Source organism: Fructilactobacillus cliffordii (assembly GCF_024029355.1).
Lineage (GTDB): Bacteria > Bacillota > Bacilli > Lactobacillales > Lactobacillaceae > Fructilactobacillus > Fructilactobacillus cliffordii.
In genome coordinates this window covers 817,955-838,270 of sequence record NZ_CP097117.1, presented here as the reverse complement: position 1 = coordinate 838,270, position 20,316 = coordinate 817,955, and the positions used below count along the sequence as shown (strand labels likewise).

Below are 20,316 nucleotides of genomic sequence, written 5' to 3'. Positions count from 1 at the left end.
GGGGCAGAAAAAACGGGTATAATTAACTCTAAAACAATTAAAGGGGTTACCTAATGCTGGATACAATTTTAAACGCCATTGCGTACTACGTTTCGACCAACATGGATTACATTCTGGTGCTAGTGTTGTTGATTCACGCGAACCACGAAGATGGGCCGGTGCTTGCCGGGGATATCATGGGGACCAACGTGTTAATATTGATTCCCATGGTCTTAGCGTTGTTGGTTGGAGCCATTACGCAAACCTGGATGATCGGATTTTTGGGCTTATTTCCGCTGTACTTTGGAATTCAGGCTCTCTTCTTTCCGGGTTCCGGCAACCAGATGAACGAGTCCGACCACGATTCAAAGTGGAAATCAGCGCTGCATACGGCGGTAATTACCGTGACCGCCTGTGGGGCCGATAACATTGCGGTTTACATCCCGTTGTTTGTCCACCAATCGGTAAGTCACTTAATCACCATTTACGTGGTGATGATTTTGATGGCAATCCTATTCTTCTTCATTGCGTTGGTCATCAGTAAGGATCGACATTTGGAGGCCATTTTGAATCGTTATGGCCGCTATCTCTCGGGAATCATTTACATTTACCTTGGACTCTCCGTGCTGCTTGGGAGCGGGACGATTCAACATTTTTTTAAATAAACAAAACGTGCCTCAGCAAGATTAATTGCTGGGGCACTGCTTTTAAAAGGTAGTTCGATGATGTTATAATCCGTTCATTAGTCATTTTGGGAAGCAAAGGAGTAGTTTACATGGAATGTCCCCACTGTCATTTTAAAAATCAACGGGGTAACAAGTTTTGCATTAAATGCGGCACTAAATTACCCGTTAAAAAGGATCCTGTTTCTGAAACAGAATCCTTTTTCGGCTTTTTCAAACAGTCCTTGTTACACCCGCTAGCAATGAAATTACCCACGCAGCCAAAATTTGGGTATATTTCATTACTAATCTACCTCGTGATGGCCTGGCTTACCGTTGCGTCGTTTGGCAAAAAGATCACGGATGTCTTTGCAAACTTTAAAAGTGCCTTTGGTACGACCGCAACCACGAGTCCCCTCATCGGTCAATTTATAATTGGGATTTCCATTTTCGTGTTGGTAATCTTAATTTCCGATTGGTTTTTAGGGTGGGCAGCCATTAACGTAATGATGAATCATCGGGTTAAATTGGGTGTTTACACCATCCAGTATGCTCGGTTTTTAAACGTAGGTAGTTGTTTATTTCTGCTCAGCATTATCCTAACGTTCATTTGTCCCTTAAACGTGATGTACATCGGCCTGGCTGCGTTTAGCATTGCTTGCGTTGTGAGTACCTTTGCCCTGGCGGACGTCATTTTAACTGCTGAGAATCAGGGCAGCTTAGATTCATTTTACATTCTGATTCTGGTATATGTATTGGTATTAATCATCGGATCATTTACCATTCAAGCAGTTGTGGGACATGTCATTTCTAGCCTAACTAATCTAGCTCAATTTATACAAGGATAATTAAAATGCCAAAAGACCAACAATTTTGTCCGAATTGCGGACATCCAGTAACTTCAGCCATGCTTTTTTGCCCCAATTGCGGTCAGCAATTAGGGGAGGCTGCATCACAACAGCATCAGGAAATTTCTCAAACAAAAAGGAGATCTAGTAAGAAACTTAGCTACGCAATTTTAGCGCTTGTAATGGTGCTTTTAGTTGGTGGATATGCGTTTGGAAGCCACTACTATTCCAAGACAGCTACGGCGAATCGAATTGTGCAAAGCATTGCTAATGGTAATCGGGAACAATTAGCTCAGGAATCCACCACCTCTGACCCTAGTTATAAAATTACTCCCCTAAATTTAACCGGATTAATTAAGCACTTTAGAGCCAATCATCAGCAATTTACAACCTTTCAAAAAGAATTATCGAGAAATAACGGTCAAAAAATATTAGGGAGCTTTAGGTTGCAACAAACTGGGAGAGCTTTCTTGCTTTTTCCCCGGTATCAACTGGAGATTACCCCAGTCTACGGGAAACTTACCAGCAATGGGAAAAAATTACAGGTCCTAGTCGATGGACAAAAAGAAAAATTGTCGCCGGTGCAGACTTCGGGGAGCACCAAGCAAACGAGAGACCACATTGGACCCTTAACACCGGGAAGTCACGTGCTGAATATTACCGGAATAGTTGATGGAAAAGAAAGTAATACAGAGAAAAACATTGATTGGCTTAGCGGAGAAGATAATTATCTGCCGGTTGAGCTTGAGAGTAAAGTTGCTTCAAAGACCGACGCACGGGATGCCCTACACCTTACGTTTGTAGAGGTAGGGACCGGAACGATTAAGTACAGTGGCTCTGGTTTTGTTGGTGAAGAACAGAATCCAGTTTATAAGGAAATTGTGCGAATGGATGATGCGTGGAGTAATGACCCTAACATTGCGTCATTTTCAGCAGATAAAATTAATGTCCTTTCTACTAAACCTGGTAAAGATAATTTGACTAAGGTCGTCTTTGACGTTCAATATCGGCTTCAACAAAAAGATGGCACTAGTAAAACGCAAACGATGAGATACTTTTTTGATGTGCTCCCAGATCAATCTAGTCGGTACTTTAAAAATTATTTGATTAAAGATGAATTTGCCCCGAGCAAGCCGATTTCTGGTAACTCGAATTAAACTAAACAGACCCGTTCCTATTTTTCTTGGAGCGGGTCTGTTTAGTTTAATTTTATCCTTCAAACGGATTTTCCGCAAATAATTGTCCATAAAACGCAATTTCTCGTACCATCTGTTTCAACCGTTCCGGATAGTGAGCCACAGCCGGTGCATCAGTGGGCATTTCGCCTGCGACCGTAAAATTCTGGGTAATCCGGCCGATAATCGTCGGTTTGGGTAACACAAAACAGCCTAATTGATTTAATGTGGGCAGCAAAGCCATGAAGGCAAATTGACCGCCCCGCGCACTAGGAGCGTAAGTAAGAATGCGGACGGGTTTGCCTTGCATCTCGTAGGCCACGTAGTCCAATCCGTTTTTCAAAGCGGCAGGAAACGAGTGATTGTATTCCGGGGTTAAAATGACGTAGCCATCTGCTTGCTGTAAAGCAGTCAGCCAACGTTGTTCGTTTTCCGTTAGCTGGCGGTGGGAATTGTCCATCGGAGCATCGTCCTCGTTAAAGAGCGGAAGTTGGTAATCCGCAATGTCCATGAAACGCAGGGTAACTTCGTTTGAATTAACCCATACCGGTGCATGGTTTTCTAAGTAGCGAAACAGTTTGTGGCCCTCCGCATTGGTGCGGGAGCTGCCTAAGATAATGTCAATAGTGGTCATAACTTTCTCCTTCATGATGAACCGGTGCATAGCTTCATTATAAGACTTCTAGATTGACAGTGACACGTTTTTGGTATGTACTAAAGGCGTACCATATACATAACTTACATATTTTAGTTTCAAAGGAGATACATACTATGGCAGATAAATTAACGACCGAAGCTGGTCAACCGTGGGCTAACAACGAACATTCGCAAACGGCCGGCGTACGGGGGCCCGTTTTGATGCAAGACTACCAGTTGCTTGAAAAATTAGCACACTTTAATCGGGAACGGATTCCGGAACGAGTGGTGCACGCTAAGGGTGCTGGGGCCAAAGGGGTCTTTAAACTGACCCACGACATGAGCAAGTATACGAAGGCAGATTTGTTCAACGGAGAAGGCAAGGAAACCCCGTTAGCAATTCGGTTCTCCCAAGTTGCTGGAGAAGCTGGTTATCCTGACACAATCCGGGACGTCCGGGGCTTTGCCATTAAGTTCTACACCCAGGACGGAAACTACGATATCGTCGGCAATAACACACCAATTTTCTTCGTGAATGATCCGTTGAAGTTTCCAGACTTCATTCACTCCCAAAAGCGGGATCCGAAAACGCATCTGCGGAGTAACGAAATGCAGTGGGACTTCTGGTCTCACTCACCAGAATCAGTTCATCAAGTGACTTACCTGATGGGAGACCGGGGCAATCCTGCTAGTTACCGGACTATGAACGGATACGGTAGTCACACCTACAAGTGGGTTAACAAAGACGGCGAAGTCTTCTGGGTTAAGTACCACTTTAAGAGTGAACAAGGGGTTCAAAACATGACCGATGAAACAGCTGCCAAGGCTGCTTCTGAAGACACGGACTACTTAATGCATGACCTCTACGACGCCATTGAACAAAAGGATTACCCATCCTGGAAGGTTTACGTCCAAATCCTGCCATATCAAGAAGGAATTGACTATCCAGCCGACATCTTTGACGTAACCAAGGTTGTTTCCCACCACGATTATCCATTGCAAGAAGTCGGAGAGTTTACGTTAAACGAAAATCCCACTAACTACTTTGACGATGTGGAAGAACTGGCCTTTTCACCAGCCAACTTGGTACCTGGCATCGAAGCTTCCCCGGATAAGTTACTGCAAGGTCGGCTCTTTGCCTACAAAGATGCCGAACGGTACCGGTTAGGGGCTAACTACGAACAGCTTAAGATTAATCGTCCATTAAACGAAGTTCATAACTATGAACGGGACGGATTTATGGCTGATAACCAGGGCAGCGACGTTAACTACGAACCGAACAGTAAGAACGGTCCGGTCGAGGATCCGCACGCTTTGATTACGCCGGAACAATTATCCGGGGCAACGGGGGCTTATCGTCCGTATGACCAGGATTACTACTCCCAAGCCGGTGCTTTATACCGCCTGATGAGTCCAGAGGAAAAAGATCGTTTAATTAAAACGATTAAGAACGGGTTAGGTTCCTTTGACAATCACGAAATTCAAGTCTTAGAAACTAAGCAGTTCTATAAGGCTGATCCTGAATACGGAACGCGGGTGGCAGATGCACTCGGGTTAGATTTAGCCGAAATCAAAGAATAACCAAATATTGGAACGTCATCGCAATGCGGTGGCGTTCTTTTTTTGTGGGCACCGAAACCGGGGATTTGATGGTACAATAAAGATTGGTAAAGCAAGCAAAAGACATTTCGGTTGCATTTAACCGTGCTTCTTTTATCATCATTAGTAGAGGGAGCGGGTTTGATGCTCCGGTAATTTTTAAAAGTGAGGTTCCAGGATGACAGCCACGAAACCAAAATTATTTTTAGACATGGATAACGTAATGGTAAATACCCTTCCGGTCTTAAACGAGCTAGCTAAGCTTCCGTTTACGAAACCGAAGCCTGATCAGCTGACCGGAATTTTCCGGGACTTAGCGCCGTTGCCAGGAGTACTGGCCAGCGTACCGAAACTAGCCGAACATTACGAAATGTACGTGCTTTCGACGGCTCCTTGGGACAATCCGAGTGCTTGGCAGGACAAGTTAGCCTGGTTACAACAGTACTTCGGTGCTGGCGAGGACAATCCCTTTTACAAACGGGTGATTATCACGCACGACAAGAGTTTGGTGCACCGGACTGGTGGTCTACTAGTCGACGACCGGCCGTACCACGGTGCCAGCGAATGGGTGGATCCTACGGTACCGAGTGCCTGGATTCAATACGGAGCGGATGAGCGGTTGCAATGGAAGAGTGAATTAACCAATTTTCTCTTAGCGATTGCAAAAGAGCAGGAACAAGGAAAAGCACTCCCCGACGCTATTACGGCGGCTAATGCTCATCCGAACCCGTATCTTGTGCATGGTGATTTAAAAGACTTTGAAGCTTCAAATTGGGAATAACAAAGGAGAAGAACTGATGATTACAAACAGTACGGAAATGTTACAAAAAGCACGGGCCGAACACTACGCAGTTCCCGCTTTTAACGTGAACAACTTGGAGTGGGCCAAGGCCATTTTACAAGCCGGAGAGAAAGCCCAATCACCGTTGATTTTACAGGTGACTAGTGGAGCTGCTAAGTACATGGGGAGTTTCCGGTTGGCCTACGATTTAATCGTGGACATGCACGACGCCTTACACATCACCGTTCCGATTTCGATTCATTTGGATCACGGGACGTACTTTGATGCTTTAAAGACGTTGGGAATCAGTTATACGTCCGTGATGTTTGATGGTTCAAGTTTACCATTGGACGATAACTTGGCTAAAACCGCCACGCTGAGAGACCTCACGAAGGATCAGGACGTTAGCTTAGAAACAGAAGTCGGAACCATCGGTGGTGAAGAAGATGGTGTGATTGCGGACGGTGAAATTGCGCCAGTGGATTCCGCGGTAGCGATGGCAAAAGCCGGCGTTGACATGCTGGCCGTGGGAATCGGTAACATTCACGGTAAGTACCCAAAGGACTGGAAGGGACTGAACTTCGAACACCTACAAAAGATTGACGATGCCATCTTTGCTGCCTTAGGCAAGCGGATTCCGTTGGTATTACACGGTGGTTCTGGAATTCCGGATGACCAAATTCGCAAAGCCATTCAACTGGGAATTGCCAAGGTGAACGTCAACACCGAAGGACAACTGGCTTTCCACCAAGGCTTACGGGATTACATCCTGAGTGACGAAGATTTGCAGGGCAAGAACTACGATCCCCGGATTCTCCTCACTGCTGGAACTGACAAACTGGTCGACATGTGCTTAGACCGGATTCGGGTCTTTGGCTCGGAAGGTAAGGCTTAAATATTTATTTAATTGATATACTTAGTATTTATGGATATTTTTATATGTTAAGCGATAGAGAAATTAGAGAAAAATTAATAAATAGATTATTAAATTATAAGGGTACAAGTATAGGAGAAGAATTATCAATAATAACTGAACCAGTACGTGCAGATATTATATCTATAAACAAACATTTAATTGGGTATGAAATAAAAAGTGATCTGGATACTTTACATAGATTACCTCATCAATGTAAGGGATATGATGAAATATTTGAAATGAATTATTTAGTTGTGGGTGAAAAATTAAGATTTAGTGCTACTGACTTAATTCCCAACTACTGGGGAATATTTTTTGCTTATTGTGAAAATAATAAAATATTTATAAAGAGGATTAAACAAGCTTCAAAAAACCCAAATTTTAATATAAAAAGTTTTTTATTTACTCTTCCAGTTGATATTATAAAAGAAAAAATTATAACTTTATTACCTTTAGAAAAACAAAATAAATGTAATAACTTTATTAAACAAGATTTAATAGCGTATATTGTTAACAATATTAAAAAGAGAGATGAAAAAAGAATAAAAAAGATAGTAAATAACTATATTAAAAAGAGTAATTGTTTTTATAATCCTGTTTAATAGTAACTTTGACATTAATGAAAATACTAGACCACTATTTATTAAACTTAAGCCTGACGAACTTATAATATTAATTTTATCTATTATTCTAAAATAATAGTGGGTGTTTTTTAAATTTAATATATTAAATTAATTAACAGAATAATAAGTAGTTATCTATATAAATATACTTAAATGTCTATTTATTCCTACTTCGGCCCATGTCATTGCATTACCAATATTATGATTTTTAGTATTTATGACATCAAATAAAAATTCATCTGCCCAAGATATCTTTTTAAATTTACTATCATTAATAATTTCATTGGCAACTGGTTTGAATTTATATTCTCCTTTTCGCAAACCATTTCTAATGAACCAATATTCATTTTTATTTTTGGTATACTTAATTTGCACAATAGGTGTCATTTTGACGATGTCATCATCAGTTAAGTTCGGATGAACAGTCCCATAGTCCCCATAATTGAAATTAATGTTTTTGTTATCATATGATATCTTTTCAAAAAGTTTGTATTCATAAATGTCTTGAGTATAATTTTCGTCTGAATTTTTTGGAATTGGGTTTGGTACGGATCCTGATAGTATTGTTATGTTTCTATTTTTTATATATTTAATTAATTCGTTAACATATTTATAACTATATGGACTTGAATTATTAATATATCCAAAATCAATAATAATATTTTTAGGAAATAAATTTATGTTAAAATTATTATTTTTTATATCTTTTAAAATTCCAACTGCATCTGTGTCTAAAATTTTAACATAATCTTTATTTCCGGCATATTTAATATCTTTAAAACAATAAATTATATTAAAATTTTTATTTTGTTTAGTTATTGAAACTAATTTTTTGATATCTTTAGTATCACTAACTAATCTTGTGTCTATTAATACTTTTCTAGAATATTTTTTTGATATTTTTTTTAATGCTTCATCAGTTATTTCATTTATTAATATAATAGGAAGTAAATTTTTAATTTTATTTTTAGTTAGTTTGTATTTTTCTAATTCTTCTAATGCTTTTAATTCACCCATTTTATCTCTTAAAGCTGGTAAATACATTAATACCATCTCCTTTAAAATAATAATTAGTTTTAGTTATAACTCCATTTTAGCACTAATTCATTATAAATTTGTATTTGTATACACTACCATTATTCTTTAATCATTATATTTTAATTGCAAATCATATTTACTTTTAAGATGATTACTTCTATGATGTTAATTTTCATAAATTTAAATGTGAGATTGAGATAGTCGTTAAGTATTATTTTCTTTAGAAACTGTATAGTCGATTAATATTTGGAATGCCAGTTAAATCGAGATCATAGTCACCTTTTAATATATTTGCGAAATATTGATTAATAATGAATATAAAATAACTCATGATCATTATTAGTAGTTGTAAATTTAACAATAAATTAAAGTTAAAAACAAAAAACTGCGATTCAAAAAATAACATTTTTGAATCGCAGTTTTTGATATGAAAGTCTAGTTTTTCACCATCTTTTTGTGTAAAACGTTCAATTAATTAGTCTAATTATCTGTATGCTTAATCTGAACGTCTCAATCTGCGTTGTTAATTTTAACCGGTTGATTGGAGCTGAGTTTTTTAATGAAATGTTGTCACCTTCTAATTAAACATGGGTATCTTGCGTATTTGTATTGTTTAACTAACCGTTTTCATCAACAGAAGTAATGGTTGTCTTTCCGATTTGACTGTCATTGTTATTTACATCTCCATCCGTACTTTTCAGGTTGGATTGCTTTGATTTAGTCTGATTCAGTGTCATATTCCACCAATTACTGTTTTTTCTACTTTATGTTTTTTTGATTCTGGAGATTAGATTTAACGATAAATTTGTTACTTGATTTCACAGTTACTTCAGTTGGAACGTTTACTTTTGGAATACTAAGGTTAGTGCTATTTTTTACTTCCTGTGTTTGAATGCTTCCTGCTTTTGATGATCGTGGGCTTAGAAATGTGAAATGGTTTATTAATGCTATTCCTATCACAATCAATTTAATTTTTGGGGGGTATACATATGAAGTACCTTTTCTTACATTCTTTAACCAAATTCCATTAAGAGCACCAGACTAATAATTCCAAGGGCTAGTAACAGGCTAAGACAAACGGGAATCCCAATAATGGCTATTTTCATCCTGCAGAACTCCTTTATTAATCGTCATCATCGTCTGAATCATTGCCAATGTTGAATTCAACGTGATTGGTATTGTGTGAGTAGGCCTTTTCAAATCCGTGGACCTTTCCCCCGGCGTAAAAGCCGATGACCCCAAGGATTAAGCCGGTTACTGCTAAAATAATGCCGGCCATGAGGGTCCGTTTCATAAATTTAACCATGGTAACCATCCTTTCGTGGATTTAATTTTGCTTGTGAGTAGCGGTAGATTTTCTTGATCCAGTTAGCTCCAATTTGAATGATAAAGCGGACCACGAAGTAGACAATCGGCGGAATCATCAGTAAGACTCCTAAGATTAGGAGTCCTAAACCTAGAATACTCAGGGCAATTATCCCCTTACTAAAGATGGTTGTGACTCCGAGCCAAATGAAGAGCCCGGCGGCAAAGAGGGCGGCAAAGAGGAGCGCACCGACGGTAAAGACGAAGACGAACAGCATCAACAAGATAAAGACGGCAATCCCCAGCAACGCCGGAGAAGCAATGGCGGCTAAGATTGTCACAATTAGCTTAACGTTATGGTTGACGCTGCCTTCTTTTTTAGGTTGCTTCTCGTCTTCAGAAATCGTGTAGTTAGCGGTGATTTGGCGAGCTAGCTGGCGGGGCGTTCCCAGGTTCTCTACGATGTCTTTGTAGTTCACTAAATCACCGTCTTTAAGGTACTCCAGGTAGTAAGTGGTGGCATCATCGCGTTCCTTTTGGGGCATCGTTTTGAGGTAGTATTTTAGCTCCGTAATGTATTGTTCTTGGTCCGTTGGCATTATTCATCCTCCTCCTTTGGCATTTGATTATTAAAGACCTGATCGACAATCTGTTTATGGTGGTTCCAATCGGATTTTACCTTTTCGAGTTGGGCGAGGCCCGCAGCTGTAATTTGGTAGTAACGACGGTTGCGACCGTCAAACGGCTGATCGTAGGTGGTGACCCATTCTTCTTTTTTCAACCGTCGTAAAATTGGATAAAGGGTTGAATTAGAAATGGGAATGAATTTTTTCACACCCTGAGTCAGGGCATAGCCGTAATAATCTTCTTGGGACAGGAGGGCTAAAACGATTCCCTCCAGCACTTCTGAACTAATTTGAATGGCGATGATTATCAGCTCCTTTACTTTCAGTAATATTATACATCGTATAATATAAAAAGCAAGCCACTAAAAAAAGACCATGAATTTTCATGGCCTTTTTGAAATGCAATTTATTTAAGCTTAGTAGCGTAATCAGCGATGTTTTGTACCGTTTGTGTAATCTTTTCGGCGTAGTATTGTTGTTCGCTGGCTTCTAAGTCGGGATTGAGTTCGCCGGTTTCCGTAAAGATGTTTTGAATGAAACGTAGATTGAGGTTGCGTGGCACACTGACCAAGCTCAGCACTTGGAAAACTGGTAACCAAGCCATGGAAGCAAGGATTCCTCCAAACGAACCCATTGAGTAACTAATCGTTTGAATCGGCGTATCGCTAACTCCCGATCCCAGGTAGTCAAAGGCATTCTTTAAAGCTCCCGGAACCGAGTAGTCGTATTCGGGGGTTAACAGCAAAATCCCGTCACCAGCCGAAACGTCTTCGACCCATCGTTGGGCGTTGTCCGCTAAACCGTTGGGATAATCAGGCGTTCCCATTGGTGGTAGGGCCTCTGTATAAGGGTCTAGCTGGTAGTCACTGACCTTTAAGAATTTTAAGCTGACGTTGCTAGCCTTTTCTAGCTCAGCTTGGTTCCGTTGCAGGTATTGGAAGAGACGGTCTCCCATCGATGGTTCACGGACACTTCCTAAGATTACGTTTACAGTTGTCATAGTGTTTAACTCCTTTATGTATTTTGAATAGTCTTAGTATACCCACTTATTTTTAGTAAGTAAAGTGAAATGACTTCAATTAAAAAACTCGCCTTCCACGAAGAAGACGAGTTTTTTTGGTTTTAGTTAGTTTGCAGTGATTTGACCCAATTTTGGTAAGCAATTTCTTCCGTGGTGGGTTGGTAATCACCTTGGTCAAACTGACCGTTCAAGAGGGCGTTATCGCCAATGGTCCAGTTGCCGAGAGTGGTGGCATTGGCAATCAAGCGCAGTGCGTAATCCTGACCAGTCCGCGCCACGTGAACCTTCACCATTCCGCCCGGATTGTAAACGGTTACGACGTGGTCAAAGTCGCCCTGGTCGTGGTTTAAAACGTAGGCGAGACTGGTAGCGGTCATTCCAGTTCCACAGGCATTAGTGAAGCCCACGCCCCGTTCGTAGGTTTTGACGAAGAGTTCGTCCGGACCTAGAATTTCGGCAAAGTTGAGGTTTACTCCGTCAGGAAAGTACGGGTTTTGGCCGTTTAAGTAGGGACCTAATTGGGACTGTAAACCACCGGTTAAAGTTTCGTGGTCCATGAAACTAATCAAGTGGGGATTAGGAACTGCAATCGCGGTAAAATCAAGGTCTGGGGCAAGTTGGGGCAACGGTCGGTTTAAGACCGTGTTGCCGTCAAGTTCTGCAAACGGAAAGGCAGCCGCGTTGAAACGCACCGGGGCAATTTCGACCCCAAATGCTGGTACTTCCGGTGCTAATGTTTCAGCTTGTTCCACATGTAAATCAGCGTCTTGGGTTTCGACTAAAAATTTCGTTTGACCACTTTGTTCGGCAAGGTAGCGAGCGACCGTCCGCAAGCCGTTTCCACACATGGAAGCAATACTACCGTCAGCGTTAACTACCGTCATCTTGCCGGTACACCCCAGATGGTCGGAGTGATCAACGACTAGGATGCCGTCGATATCGTTAAAACGGTCGTCGTCACTTTGTTTTAGCTGCACGGCTAACTGTGAAATTTGGTCGAGGGTGGGTTCAGGATCGAATTGAGTCCGATCCAAGATGAAAAAGCGATTTTCAGAGCCATGGACTTTGCGTAAAGTTGGCATAATTAAGATCTCCTGTTAGTAATTAAAAATCCGGTTGTTATCAAAGAAGTGCTGGTAGATGAGTTTGACCGATTTTTGTGCATCAGCCTCATCGGTGCCCAGCATAATTGAGATTTTGGAAGCACCTTCGTTAATCATGTGAATGTTAATGTTGTGGTCGGTCAGGGGGCGGATGATTTTTTCAATCGTGTTTGGACTCAGTTGCATCCCTTCGCCGACGATCATAATGATGGCATAGTGGTCAATCCATTCTAACTGGTCAGGATGGAGTTCGTTTCTGATGTCATTGCACATCGCCTTGACCTTTTGTGGGGTCAGCTGCTTGTTATCAAAGATGATGGTTAAATCGTCAATCCCAGATGGCATGTGTTCGTAAGAAATCCCGTATTTGTACAAAATTTGGAGCAGTTTTAGGGTGAAACCGACTTCCTTGTTGAGCAGATAGCGGTGTAGGTAGAGGGCGGAAAAGCCCTTTGAACTGGCTACCCCGGTGATAAAGCCCTTTGGTTTAAAGCCCTTTTCCGGCACAATCAAGGTTCCGGGTAAATCCGGTTGGTTGGTGTTTTTGACGTTAATTGGAATCTGAGCATCGATGGCCGGAAGCAACGCCTCGTCGTGAAAGACGGAAAATCCGGCGTAGGACAGTTCTCGCATTTCCCGGTAGGTCATCGTTTGGATTCCCTTGGGTTGGGAAACAATGTGAGGATCAACCGAGTAAATCGCGTTGACGTCCGTAAAGTTCTCGTAAACTTCGGCGTGCAGCCCCTTGGCGACAATCGAACCGGTAATGTCAGATCCACCCCGCGAGAAGGTTGCAATCGTCCCATCATCCTCATTAATTCCAAAGAAGCCGGGAAAAACCATGTAGTCGGGATTGTCTCGGTAAGTGGCAAGGTGGTCGTAAGTGTCATCTGTAACGTGGGCATCGTTGACGGGGCCAGCCACGTTAAAGCCGATTTCTTTAGGGTCCATGAACTGGGTGGGAAGTCCGAGCTTGACTAGAATCTGACTTAACAGGTAGGCGTTCAGATACTCACCATGGGCTTTAAAAGTTGCTAGTTGGTGGGCGTAATCTGGATAAGTTTGGGTAGCTAAGCCCTGAATGACCGCTTGAATGTGGTCCATGACGGCTGCCGGTACGTTAAAATGTTCGGCAATGTTTTGATACCGGGCAATGATTTCTGCTTGTAGGTCGGCTACGGCGGCCCGTTTTTTTACTGCTTCTGAATACTGAATCAGTAAGTCCGTAACCTTGATGTCGCCCTTAAACCGGGTTCCGGGGGCCGAAACTACGATGGCCCGGCGCTCTGGATCTTGTTGGATAATGTGGATGATTTTTTCGAACTGGGTGGCGTCCGCTAACGAACTGCCCCCAAATTTAACTACTTTCATAGATTATTTAACCTCGTTGGTTGGATTACTAGTGAAACTATCATCATTTTTTTAATTGTGCAACTCAATTATGCGCAATAACGGACATTTTTGGCAAACTCTATATAGAAATAAAGAAATTTAGGTCAGGAAGCTAGCAAGAGGTTGACGGCTGGGGGCTTTTTCGTTATGCTGGAAACAAATCAAATAGAGGTCGCACGGGATAAAAGTACTTAGGGGAGTTGCCATCCAACTTTGAAGCTAGGGAAAGGGTTCCGTGCCGAAGTGCTAGGGGAGATGGACCTTAGATAACTGGGACGTAGTTTAAGAGACTGCGGACTGTCGGGATTCAGTTCCCGGGGAGCTATTCATAAAATCGATTCTAACCTGCGACAATAGGGTCTTTTGGACGGAGCTTCCGTACCGAAAGGCCCTTTTTGTTTGGTTATAGCGATTGAGGAGGAAAAAGAATGTTAAGTAGTGATGAAGTTCAGGATAATCAATTATTAATTGGTGGCATCCCGGCCACGAAGCTTGCAGATGAATTTGGCACCCCGCTGCAAGTCTATGATGTGGCTAAGATTCGCCAGCAGATTCGGGCCTTTGCCCGGGTGTTTGAAGAACAACATGTGGACTACGCAGTTAGTTACGCCAGCAAGGCCTTTGCCTGTGTCGCCATGTACCAGGTGGTTAACCAGGAACACGCGCACATTGACGTGGTTTCGGCCGGTGAATTAGCGACGGCCATCAAAGCGGATTTCCCGATGGAAAAAGTTAGTTTCCACGGGAACAACAAATCTTACGAAGAGTTACAAATGGCCGTCCGGCATCACGTCGGCACGATTATGCTCGATAACTTCTATGAAATTGGATTGTTAGCCCGGGTCCTAGAGGAAGAAGACGCGGAAATTAACGTAATGCTACGGGTTTCTCCAGCCGTTTCGGCCCACACCCACGAATTCATCCAAACTGGTCAACAGGACAGTAAGTTTGGGTTTGACCTCTTGACCGGTCAAGAGGACCAAGCGCTGCAATTGGTGTTAGACCAACCGCGGATGCATCTGCAGGGAGTTCATTCCCACATTGGTTCGCAAATTTTTGCGACCGACGGCTTTAAGATTGAAACCCAGAAACTGGTGCAGTTAATGAAGCGGTGGCGCGATGAGTTTAACTACACGCCACAGGTGGTGAACGTTGGAGGGGGCTTTGGAATCCAGTATACGGATGACGATCACCCGATTCGTCCAGAAGAATTTGTGGAACAGATTTTAACGACCTTGAAGGAAGAAACGGAAGCCAACGACTTACCGTTACCAGCGGTCTGGATCGAACCGGGTCGTTCAATTGCCGGTCCCGCCGGCGTGAGTCTTTACCGGGTCGGATCGCAAAAGACGATTTCAGAAATTCGCAAGTACGTAGCGGTCGACGGCGGAATGGGCGATAACATTCGCCCCGCCCTTTATGGTGCAGCTTACGAAGCAGTGGCCGCCGACAATGTCCATCCCGAAAAGACCGAAACGGTCACGGTAGCTGGTAAGTACTGTGAATCGGGAGACATCCTGGTGAAGGATGCGCACCTTCCTGAGGTCAAAGCAGGTGACGTGATTGCCGTACTAGCAACCGGGGCTTATGGGTACTCGATGGCTTCCAACTACAACCGGAATCCACGTCCTGCCGTGGTCTTCGTTGAAAACGGAAAAGCTCGGGTTGTGGTGAAACGCGAAACGTTAGCGGACTTGACGCACCTAGACGTTGCCCTTGATGAAAACTAACCTAAACATTTAATGAAGGAGTAAAAACATGGCTGAAATGAACGCACAAGAAATCATTCAATTTATCGGGAACGCGGAAAAGAAAACGAACGTGAAGGTTTATCTCAAAGGGGACCTTGCTGCCATTGATTTTCCGGCTTTGCTGCGCGCGTTTGTAAATGATCAAACCGGCGTGATCTTTGGAGACTGGAAGGACGTCAAACCGTTCCTAGCCGCTAACGACTCCCACATTACTGACTACGAAATTGAAAACGACGGCCGGAATTCAGCCGTTCCGTTGTTGGATACGAAAGACATTGAAGCCCGGATTGAACCCGGTGCTATCATTCGGGATCAGGTTAAGATTGGCAAAGACGCCGTGATTATGATGGGCGCTTTGATTAACATCGGGGCCGAAATTGGGGCCGATTCCATGATCGACATGGGCGCGGTCCTAGGTGGCCGGGCCATCGTCGGCAAGCACTCTCACATTGGTGCTGGAGCTGTTTTAGCTGGAGTGATTGAACCAGCTAGCGCTAAACCAGTGCAAATTGACGATGACGTGTTAGTCGGCGCCAACGCCGTGGTAATCGAAGGCGTGCACGTCGGTAAAGGTGCCGTAGTAGCTGCTGGCGCCGTGGTAACCGAAGACGTCGCTCCTTACACGGTGGTGGCTGGAATGCCAGCGAAGAAGGTCAAAGACGTGAACCAAAAGACCTTGGACAAGACCAAACTCGAAGACGACCTGCGGGGCTAAACCATGACATTGGATTTACACGAACTTTATCAAGAACTCCATCAGATTCCAGAACTCGCCTTACACGAATTTCAAACGCATGATCTGTTAATGAAGCAGATTGATGCTTTGACAGCTGACTGTGACTTCGCGGAGGTGCAGGTTCCGGAACAGTTACCGACCGCCATCATGGTGTTATTACATGGAAGTAACCCGACCCGGACGATTGGGTACCGGACGGATATTGATGCCCTACCGGTGACTGAAGATACCGGATTGCCGTTTCGGTCGCAGCACGAAGGCCGGATGCACGCCTGTGGGCATGACATTCACATGACCGTGGCCGTGGGGGTGCTGGCCCAGTTTGTAAAAGCACAACCAACCGATAACCTGCTGTTCTTCTTTCAACCAGCCGAAGAAAGTGAGAACGGGGGGAAGTTGGCGTATGAAGATGGCCTCTTTACCGGGCAATGGCGACCTGATGAATTTTACGGCTTGCACGATAATCCCCAACTTCCCGCTGGCGCCATTGGTTGTCGGATGGGGACCCTCTTTGCTGGGACCACGGAAGTGGACGTTCACTTTACGGGGACGCAGGGACACGCGGCCTATCCACAATTCGCGAACGACATGGTTGTCGCTGCCAGTCAGTTCATCGGGCAGGTGCAAACGATTGTGTCGCGGAGCGTCGATCCGATTGAAGGCGGGGTGATTACCTTCGGGCAGTTTAACGCTGGGACGATTCGGAACGTGATTGCCGGAGAAGCCGACCTCCACGGGACGATTCGGGGCCTGACCCAGAAAATGATTGAACACATTGATGACCGGCTCCGGGCCGTAGCAAACGGAATTGCAATGAGTTACGACTGCCAGGTGGATCTCCACTTAAACCAAGGGGGCTACCTCCCGGTGGAAAACAATCCGCACCTGACGCAGGAGTTTATTCAATATATGGAAAAGAACCCGCACGTCCAGTACATTGAAACCGAACCGGCGATGACCGGGGAGGACTTTGGGTACCTACTGTCCAAGTTCCCAGGCACCATGTTTTGGCTGGGCATCGGCGATCCCGAGCATCAACTGCACTCCAGTGAACTGGTGCCGAACGAAGCAGCGATTGAACCCGGGATTAGTGCGATTACCGGCTGGTTACAACAACGAATGACAGAAAAGGAGTAAATGATGGCTGATTTTACTAAGACTGATATCATTACGGCGCTGATTACGCCCTTTACTGCAGACCAAGAAATTAATTATCCGGCCCTAGAAACGTTGACGGACCGATTGTTACAAGAAGGTGGCGATGGATTTTTAATCGGGGGGACGACGGGAGAAACACCGACGTTAACCCACGATGAAAAGATTAGTTTATACACGAACTTTGCCCAGTTTATCGACGGTCGGGTGCCCGTGATTGCGGGAACCGGAAGCAACAATACCCAAGCAACCATCGACTTCACGACAGAAGTTAGTCAGATTCCGGGCATTGATGCAGCGTTAGTGGTGGTGCCGTATTACAACAAACCCAATCAAGTGGGGATGAAAGCGCACTTCCGGGCCGTTGCTCAAGCCACAAATTTTCCGATTATTATCTACAACATTCCGGGTCGGACCGGAGTTAAGATGGACGTTGATACAATTGTTGAACTAAGCCATGAATCCAACATCATTGGGATTAAGCAGTGTGGTTCGATGGAAGAATTTGAAGCGATTGTGCAACAAACACCTGACGACTTCCTGGTATACACCGGAGAAGACCCACAGAGCTTATTTGCGCGCAGCGTCGGCGGAAACGGAGTGGTTTCGGTGGCTTCCCACCTTTACTTGCCAGAAATGCGGCAAATGTATGATTTAATGAACACCGATTTAGCGCAAGCCGGTCAATTACAACGGGACCTGACGCCGAAGATGCAGGGCTTATTCTTATACCCATCCCCATCGGCCGTGAAGTTCATGTTGACGCGGAACGGTCTTGACGTCGGGGGTTGCCGGCTACCCATTACCGATTTGACCGCCGTTGAACAAGCCTACGTTTTAGAAGCACTCGGAGAAAAGGAGTAGTTTATGCCAACCACAGTTTTAGTAGCGGGCTTTCAGGGCTCCATGGGACAGAAAGCAACCGCGATGATTAAGCGAGATCCTGAATTAGAATTAGCGGCCGTTTACAGTCCACATCTAGAGACAACTGATCCGGCTGCCTACGAGTTACCAGCCACCACGCAGGTTTTTAACCAGTTAAGTGCAATGGATACCCGTGCGCAGGTTTGGGTGGATTTTTCCACGCCAGCGGGAGCCTTTGAAAACGCCCGGTTTGCATTAGAACACGGCATGACCCCGATCATTGGAACCAGTGGGATCAGCGATGATCAAGTCGCGCAATTAACGCAACTTGCAAAAGAACAACACCAAGCCGGGTTATTAGTACCGAACTTCGGGTTATCCGCCGTCTTACTGATGCAATTTGCCAAGCAAGCAGCCCAGTACTTCCCGGATGCTGAAATTATCGAAATGCACCACGCTGATAAGAATGACTCGCCGTCTGGAACGGCCGTTAATACGGCCAAAATGATTGCCGCGGGTCGGAAGCAAGCGCCGGAAACGGTTGAGAACCCGGTCGAAACGATCCCCGGCGCACGGGGCGCGAATTACGACGACGTGCCGATTCACGCCGTCCGGTTACCGGGTTACGTGGCGCACGAACAGGTGCTCTTTGGGGGACCCGGAGAAGCACTAACGATTCGGCAGGATTCCTTTGACCGGGAATCATTTATGCATGGCTTAAACATTGCCATTAAACAGGTTAACCGCCTGACGGGCTTTGCCGTGGGATTAGAAAACGTGTTATAGGAAAGGATTTTTTACACTATGAAGGAATATAACGTTGCGATCTTAGGAGCGACTGGAGCCGTAGGAACACGCATGATTCAACAACTGGAACAATCTTCGATTCCGGTTAAGCAGGTGAAACTGTTGGCTTCGCCTCGCTCAGCGGGTAAAGTGTTGCAGTTTAAGGGTCAAGATGTGACGGTCGAAGCCACGACGCCCGAATCCTTTGACGACGTGGACATTGTCTTAGCATCTGCTGGGGGCGCTGCTTCCAAGCAGTTTCTGCCCGAGGCCGTTAAACGCGGAGCGGTTGCCGTTGATAATACCAGTGCCTTTCGGATGGACCCAGAAGTACCATTGGTGGTGCCGGAAGTGAACGAGGATGCGATTGCCCAACACAAGGGAATTATTGCCAACCCTAACTGTTCCACGATTCAAATGGTGGTGGCTTTAAAACCAATCTTTGACGTAGCGGGCTTGAAGCAAATCATCGTTTCTACTTATCAGGCTGGTTCCGGAGCCGGACAAACGGCCATCCAAGAGTTAGATGACGAAGCCCAACAACATTTAAACGGAGAACCGATGACGGCGGATATCTTCCCCGTAAAGAGTGAAGCACACCACTACCCGTTGGCCTTTAACTTGCTGCCACAAATTGACGTGTTTGAACCAGATGGTTCCACGCACGAAGAGTGGAAGATGGTCCATGAGACCAAGAAGATTATGCTGGGTGAAATGAACGATCCGAAGATCAAGGTCAACGCGACCTGTGTTCGGGTGCCCGTTGTGATTGGTCACGGAGAATCGGTGTACTTTGAAGTGGAAGATAACACTAATTTAGACGCTCACAAGGTTCAAGAATTAATCAAGCACGGTGATGGTTTGGTCTTAGAAGATGATCCAGCCGAACAACTTTATCCGCAACCGATTAACGCAGAAGGTCACACCGATACCTACGTGGGCCGGGTCCGGGAAGACCCGGAAAATCCCGGTGCTTACAACCTGTGGGTCGTAGCCGATAACCTCTTAAAGGGCGCCGCCGCAAACACCGTTGAAATTGCCGAAAAACTGGTGGAACATGACTTAGTGCGGGTCCCAGCGGATTACTACGGAAAAGAATAACGAACGTTCTTTTTAAAAAAACTTAAAATAAATTGTTGACACGAATAATCAACAAGGGTTAAGATACTGACAAAGATATGAACGAAAGAGTAACCTAACTTTCAATTTACAGAGAATCGCGCTGGAGTTGAGAAGCGATAATTGGAACTAGGCGAACCACACTCGTGATCATCAGGTACTTTCTAGAAAATACTCGGGTTGCTCCGTTACGAGCTGTGC

21 protein-coding genes and 1 riboswitch are annotated in these 20,316 nt (G+C 44.3%); of the genes, 13 read left to right on the top strand and 8 right to left on the bottom strand.

The features are described 5' to 3' along the window. Positions 1 to 53: 53 nt before the first annotated feature. The 3 genes from M3M38_RS04205 to M3M38_RS04195 all read left to right on the top strand — a co-directional run bounded on the left by M3M38_RS04205 (position 54) and on the right by M3M38_RS04195 (position 2,646). Positions 54 to 644 carry a cadmium resistance transporter gene (locus M3M38_RS04205; protein WP_252813659.1) on the top strand — a complete coding sequence of 197 codons (591 nt, stop codon included), beginning with the start codon at positions 54 to 56 and terminating at the stop codon, positions 642 to 644. 110 nt (positions 645 to 754) lie between these two features. After that, positions 755 to 1,489 (top strand): zinc ribbon domain-containing protein, encoded by a 735-nt coding sequence (locus M3M38_RS04200; RefSeq protein WP_252813658.1) that lies wholly within the window; start codon positions 755 to 757, stop codon positions 1,487 to 1,489. Positions 1,490 to 1,494: 5 nt separating this feature from the next. Continuing rightward, positions 1,495 to 2,646 (top strand): TcaA second domain-containing protein, encoded by a 1,152-nt coding sequence (locus M3M38_RS04195; protein ID WP_252813657.1) that lies wholly within the window; start codon positions 1,495 to 1,497, stop codon positions 2,644 to 2,646. A gap of 52 nt (positions 2,647 to 2,698) precedes the next feature. Here the strand turns inward: M3M38_RS04195 and M3M38_RS04190 are convergent, their stop codons facing one another. After that, positions 2,699 to 3,298, bottom strand: coding sequence for an NADPH-dependent FMN reductase (locus tag M3M38_RS04190; RefSeq protein WP_252813656.1), 600 nt, complete (start codon positions 3,296 to 3,298; stop codon positions 2,699 to 2,701). A gap of 137 nt (positions 3,299 to 3,435) precedes the next feature. Here M3M38_RS04190 and M3M38_RS04185 point away from each other — a divergent pair, with 137 nt between their 5' ends. The 4 genes from M3M38_RS04185 (at position 3,436) to M3M38_RS04170 (ending at position 7,198) form a co-directional block, all read left to right on the top strand. Further along, a complete protein-coding gene (locus M3M38_RS04185) occupies positions 3,436 to 4,881 on the top strand; it encodes a catalase (RefSeq protein ID WP_252813655.1) in 1,446 nt (481 codons plus the stop codon). A 196-nt stretch (positions 4,882 to 5,077) separates the two neighbouring features. Further along, entirely contained in the window at positions 5,078 to 5,680 is a 603-nt protein-coding gene (locus tag M3M38_RS04180; protein WP_252813654.1) for a 5' nucleotidase, NT5C type, read from the top strand. Positions 5,681 to 5,693: 13 nt separating this feature from the next. Then, positions 5,694 to 6,575 (top strand): ketose-bisphosphate aldolase, encoded by an 882-nt coding sequence (locus M3M38_RS04175; protein WP_420842671.1) that lies wholly within the window; start codon positions 5,694 to 5,696, stop codon positions 6,573 to 6,575. A gap of 44 nt (positions 6,576 to 6,619) precedes the next feature. Further along, on the top strand, positions 6,620 to 7,198 hold the full coding sequence (locus M3M38_RS04170; protein WP_252813652.1) for a sce7726 family protein: 579 nt from the start codon (positions 6,620 to 6,622) through the stop codon (positions 7,196 to 7,198). Positions 7,199 to 7,354: 156 nt separating this feature from the next. On the opposite strand, the gene M3M38_RS04165 is transcribed toward M3M38_RS04170, so the two are convergent. The 7 genes from M3M38_RS04165 to M3M38_RS04135 form a co-directional block, all read right to left on the bottom strand. Beyond that, complete coding sequence (locus M3M38_RS04165; protein ID WP_252813651.1) at positions 7,355 to 8,263, bottom strand: beta family protein; 909 nt, start codon at positions 8,261 to 8,263, stop codon at positions 7,355 to 7,357. A gap of 1,117 nt (positions 8,264 to 9,380) precedes the next feature. Beyond that, positions 9,381 to 9,563, bottom strand: coding sequence for a hypothetical protein (locus tag M3M38_RS04160; RefSeq protein WP_252766509.1), 183 nt, complete (start codon positions 9,561 to 9,563; stop codon positions 9,381 to 9,383). Then, complete coding sequence (locus M3M38_RS04155) at positions 9,556 to 10,161, bottom strand: DUF1700 domain-containing protein (protein WP_252813650.1); 606 nt, start codon at positions 10,159 to 10,161, stop codon at positions 9,556 to 9,558. Before M3M38_RS04155 ends, M3M38_RS04160 begins: the two co-directional genes overlap by 8 nt. After that, complete coding sequence (locus M3M38_RS04150; protein ID WP_252814863.1) at positions 10,161 to 10,490, bottom strand: PadR family transcriptional regulator; 330 nt, start codon at positions 10,488 to 10,490, stop codon at positions 10,161 to 10,163. The genes M3M38_RS04155 and M3M38_RS04150 overlap by 1 nt, the downstream gene beginning before the upstream one ends. A 104-nt stretch (positions 10,491 to 10,594) precedes the next feature. Then, the gene (locus M3M38_RS04145; RefSeq protein WP_252813649.1) at positions 10,595 to 11,188 is read right to left on the bottom strand and encodes an NADPH-dependent FMN reductase; all 594 of its coding nucleotides are present in this window, start codon (positions 11,186 to 11,188) and stop codon (positions 10,595 to 10,597) included. Between the two features lie 122 nt (positions 11,189 to 11,310). After that, positions 11,311 to 12,291, bottom strand: coding sequence for a diaminopimelate epimerase (gene dapF / locus M3M38_RS04140; RefSeq protein ID WP_252813648.1), 981 nt, complete (start codon positions 12,289 to 12,291; stop codon positions 11,311 to 11,313). A 15-nt stretch (positions 12,292 to 12,306) separates the two neighbouring features. Next, positions 12,307 to 13,683, bottom strand: a complete 1,377-nt coding sequence (locus M3M38_RS04135) for an aspartate kinase (protein WP_252813647.1) — start codon at positions 13,681 to 13,683, stop codon at positions 12,307 to 12,309. A 179-nt stretch (positions 13,684 to 13,862) separates the two neighbouring features. After that, positions 13,863 to 14,037, top strand: a riboswitch (Lysine riboswitch). 95 nt (positions 14,038 to 14,132) lie between these two features. Here M3M38_RS04135 and lysA point away from each other — a divergent pair. From lysA to M3M38_RS04105, 6 genes are read left to right on the top strand one after another with little or no spacing between them, the layout of a single operon-like run. Next, positions 14,133 to 15,434, top strand: coding sequence for a diaminopimelate decarboxylase (gene lysA / locus M3M38_RS04130; protein WP_252813646.1), 1,302 nt, complete (start codon positions 14,133 to 14,135; stop codon positions 15,432 to 15,434). A gap of 28 nt (positions 15,435 to 15,462) precedes the next feature. Beyond that, positions 15,463 to 16,170 carry a 2,3,4,5-tetrahydropyridine-2,6-dicarboxylate N-acetyltransferase gene (dapD, locus tag M3M38_RS04125; RefSeq protein WP_252813645.1) on the top strand — a complete coding sequence of 236 codons (708 nt, stop codon included), beginning with the start codon at positions 15,463 to 15,465 and terminating at the stop codon, positions 16,168 to 16,170. A gap of 3 nt (positions 16,171 to 16,173) precedes the next feature. Beyond that, positions 16,174 to 17,328, top strand: coding sequence for an N-acetyldiaminopimelate deacetylase (locus M3M38_RS04120; RefSeq protein ID WP_252813644.1), 1,155 nt, complete (start codon positions 16,174 to 16,176; stop codon positions 17,326 to 17,328). 3 nt (positions 17,329 to 17,331) lie between these two features. Continuing rightward, entirely contained in the window at positions 17,332 to 18,210 is an 879-nt protein-coding gene (gene dapA / locus M3M38_RS04115) for a 4-hydroxy-tetrahydrodipicolinate synthase (RefSeq protein WP_252813643.1), read from the top strand. A 3-nt stretch (positions 18,211 to 18,213) separates the two neighbouring features. Continuing rightward, on the top strand, positions 18,214 to 18,996 hold the full coding sequence (dapB, locus tag M3M38_RS04110; RefSeq protein ID WP_252813642.1) for a 4-hydroxy-tetrahydrodipicolinate reductase: 783 nt from the start codon (positions 18,214 to 18,216) through the stop codon (positions 18,994 to 18,996). Positions 18,997 to 19,014: 18 nt separating this feature from the next. Next, positions 19,015 to 20,097: an aspartate-semialdehyde dehydrogenase gene (locus M3M38_RS04105; RefSeq protein ID WP_252813641.1), complete on the top strand. Its 1,083-nt coding sequence runs from the start codon at positions 19,015 to 19,017 to the stop codon at positions 20,095 to 20,097. Positions 20,098 to 20,316 lie beyond the last annotated feature (219 nt).

Excerpts from the sequence above, each read along its gene's own strand:
- M3M38_RS04205 (WP_252813659.1), top strand. The coding sequence starts at position 54 with ATGCTGGATACAATTTTAAACGCCATTGCGTACTACGTTTCGACCAAC.
- M3M38_RS04200 (WP_252813658.1), top strand. The coding sequence starts at position 755 with ATGGAATGTCCCCACTGTCATTTTAAAAATCAACGGGGTAACAAGTTT.
- M3M38_RS04195 (WP_252813657.1), top strand. The coding sequence starts at position 1,495 with ATGCCAAAAGACCAACAATTTTGTCCGAATTGCGGACATCCAGTAACT.
- M3M38_RS04190 (WP_252813656.1), bottom strand. The coding sequence starts at position 3,298 with ATGACCACTATTGACATTATCTTAGGCAGCTCCCGCACCAATGCGGAG.
- M3M38_RS04185 (WP_252813655.1), top strand. The coding sequence starts at position 3,436 with ATGGCAGATAAATTAACGACCGAAGCTGGTCAACCGTGGGCTAACAAC.
- M3M38_RS04180 (WP_252813654.1), top strand. The coding sequence starts at position 5,078 with ATGACAGCCACGAAACCAAAATTATTTTTAGACATGGATAACGTAATG.
- M3M38_RS04170 (WP_252813652.1), top strand. The coding sequence starts at position 6,620 with ATGTTAAGCGATAGAGAAATTAGAGAAAAATTAATAAATAGATTATTA.
- M3M38_RS04165 (WP_252813651.1), bottom strand. The coding sequence starts at position 8,263 with ATGTATTTACCAGCTTTAAGAGATAAAATGGGTGAATTAAAAGCATTA.
- M3M38_RS04160 (WP_252766509.1), bottom strand. The coding sequence starts at position 9,563 with ATGGTTAAATTTATGAAACGGACCCTCATGGCCGGCATTATTTTAGCA.
- M3M38_RS04155 (WP_252813650.1), bottom strand. The coding sequence starts at position 10,161 with ATGCCAACGGACCAAGAACAATACATTACGGAGCTAAAATACTACCTC.
- M3M38_RS04145 (WP_252813649.1), bottom strand. The coding sequence starts at position 11,188 with ATGACAACTGTAAACGTAATCTTAGGAAGTGTCCGTGAACCATCGATG.
- dapF (WP_252813648.1), bottom strand. The coding sequence starts at position 12,291 with ATGCCAACTTTACGCAAAGTCCATGGCTCTGAAAATCGCTTTTTCATC.
- M3M38_RS04135 (WP_252813647.1), bottom strand. The coding sequence starts at position 13,683 with ATGAAAGTAGTTAAATTTGGGGGCAGTTCGTTAGCGGACGCCACCCAG.
- lysA (WP_252813646.1), top strand. The coding sequence starts at position 14,133 with ATGTTAAGTAGTGATGAAGTTCAGGATAATCAATTATTAATTGGTGGC.
- dapD (WP_252813645.1), top strand. The coding sequence starts at position 15,463 with ATGGCTGAAATGAACGCACAAGAAATCATTCAATTTATCGGGAACGCG.
- M3M38_RS04120 (WP_252813644.1), top strand. The coding sequence starts at position 16,174 with ATGACATTGGATTTACACGAACTTTATCAAGAACTCCATCAGATTCCA.
- dapA (WP_252813643.1), top strand. The coding sequence starts at position 17,332 with ATGGCTGATTTTACTAAGACTGATATCATTACGGCGCTGATTACGCCC.
- dapB (WP_252813642.1), top strand. The coding sequence starts at position 18,214 with ATGCCAACCACAGTTTTAGTAGCGGGCTTTCAGGGCTCCATGGGACAG.
- M3M38_RS04105 (WP_252813641.1), top strand. The coding sequence starts at position 19,015 with ATGAAGGAATATAACGTTGCGATCTTAGGAGCGACTGGAGCCGTAGGA.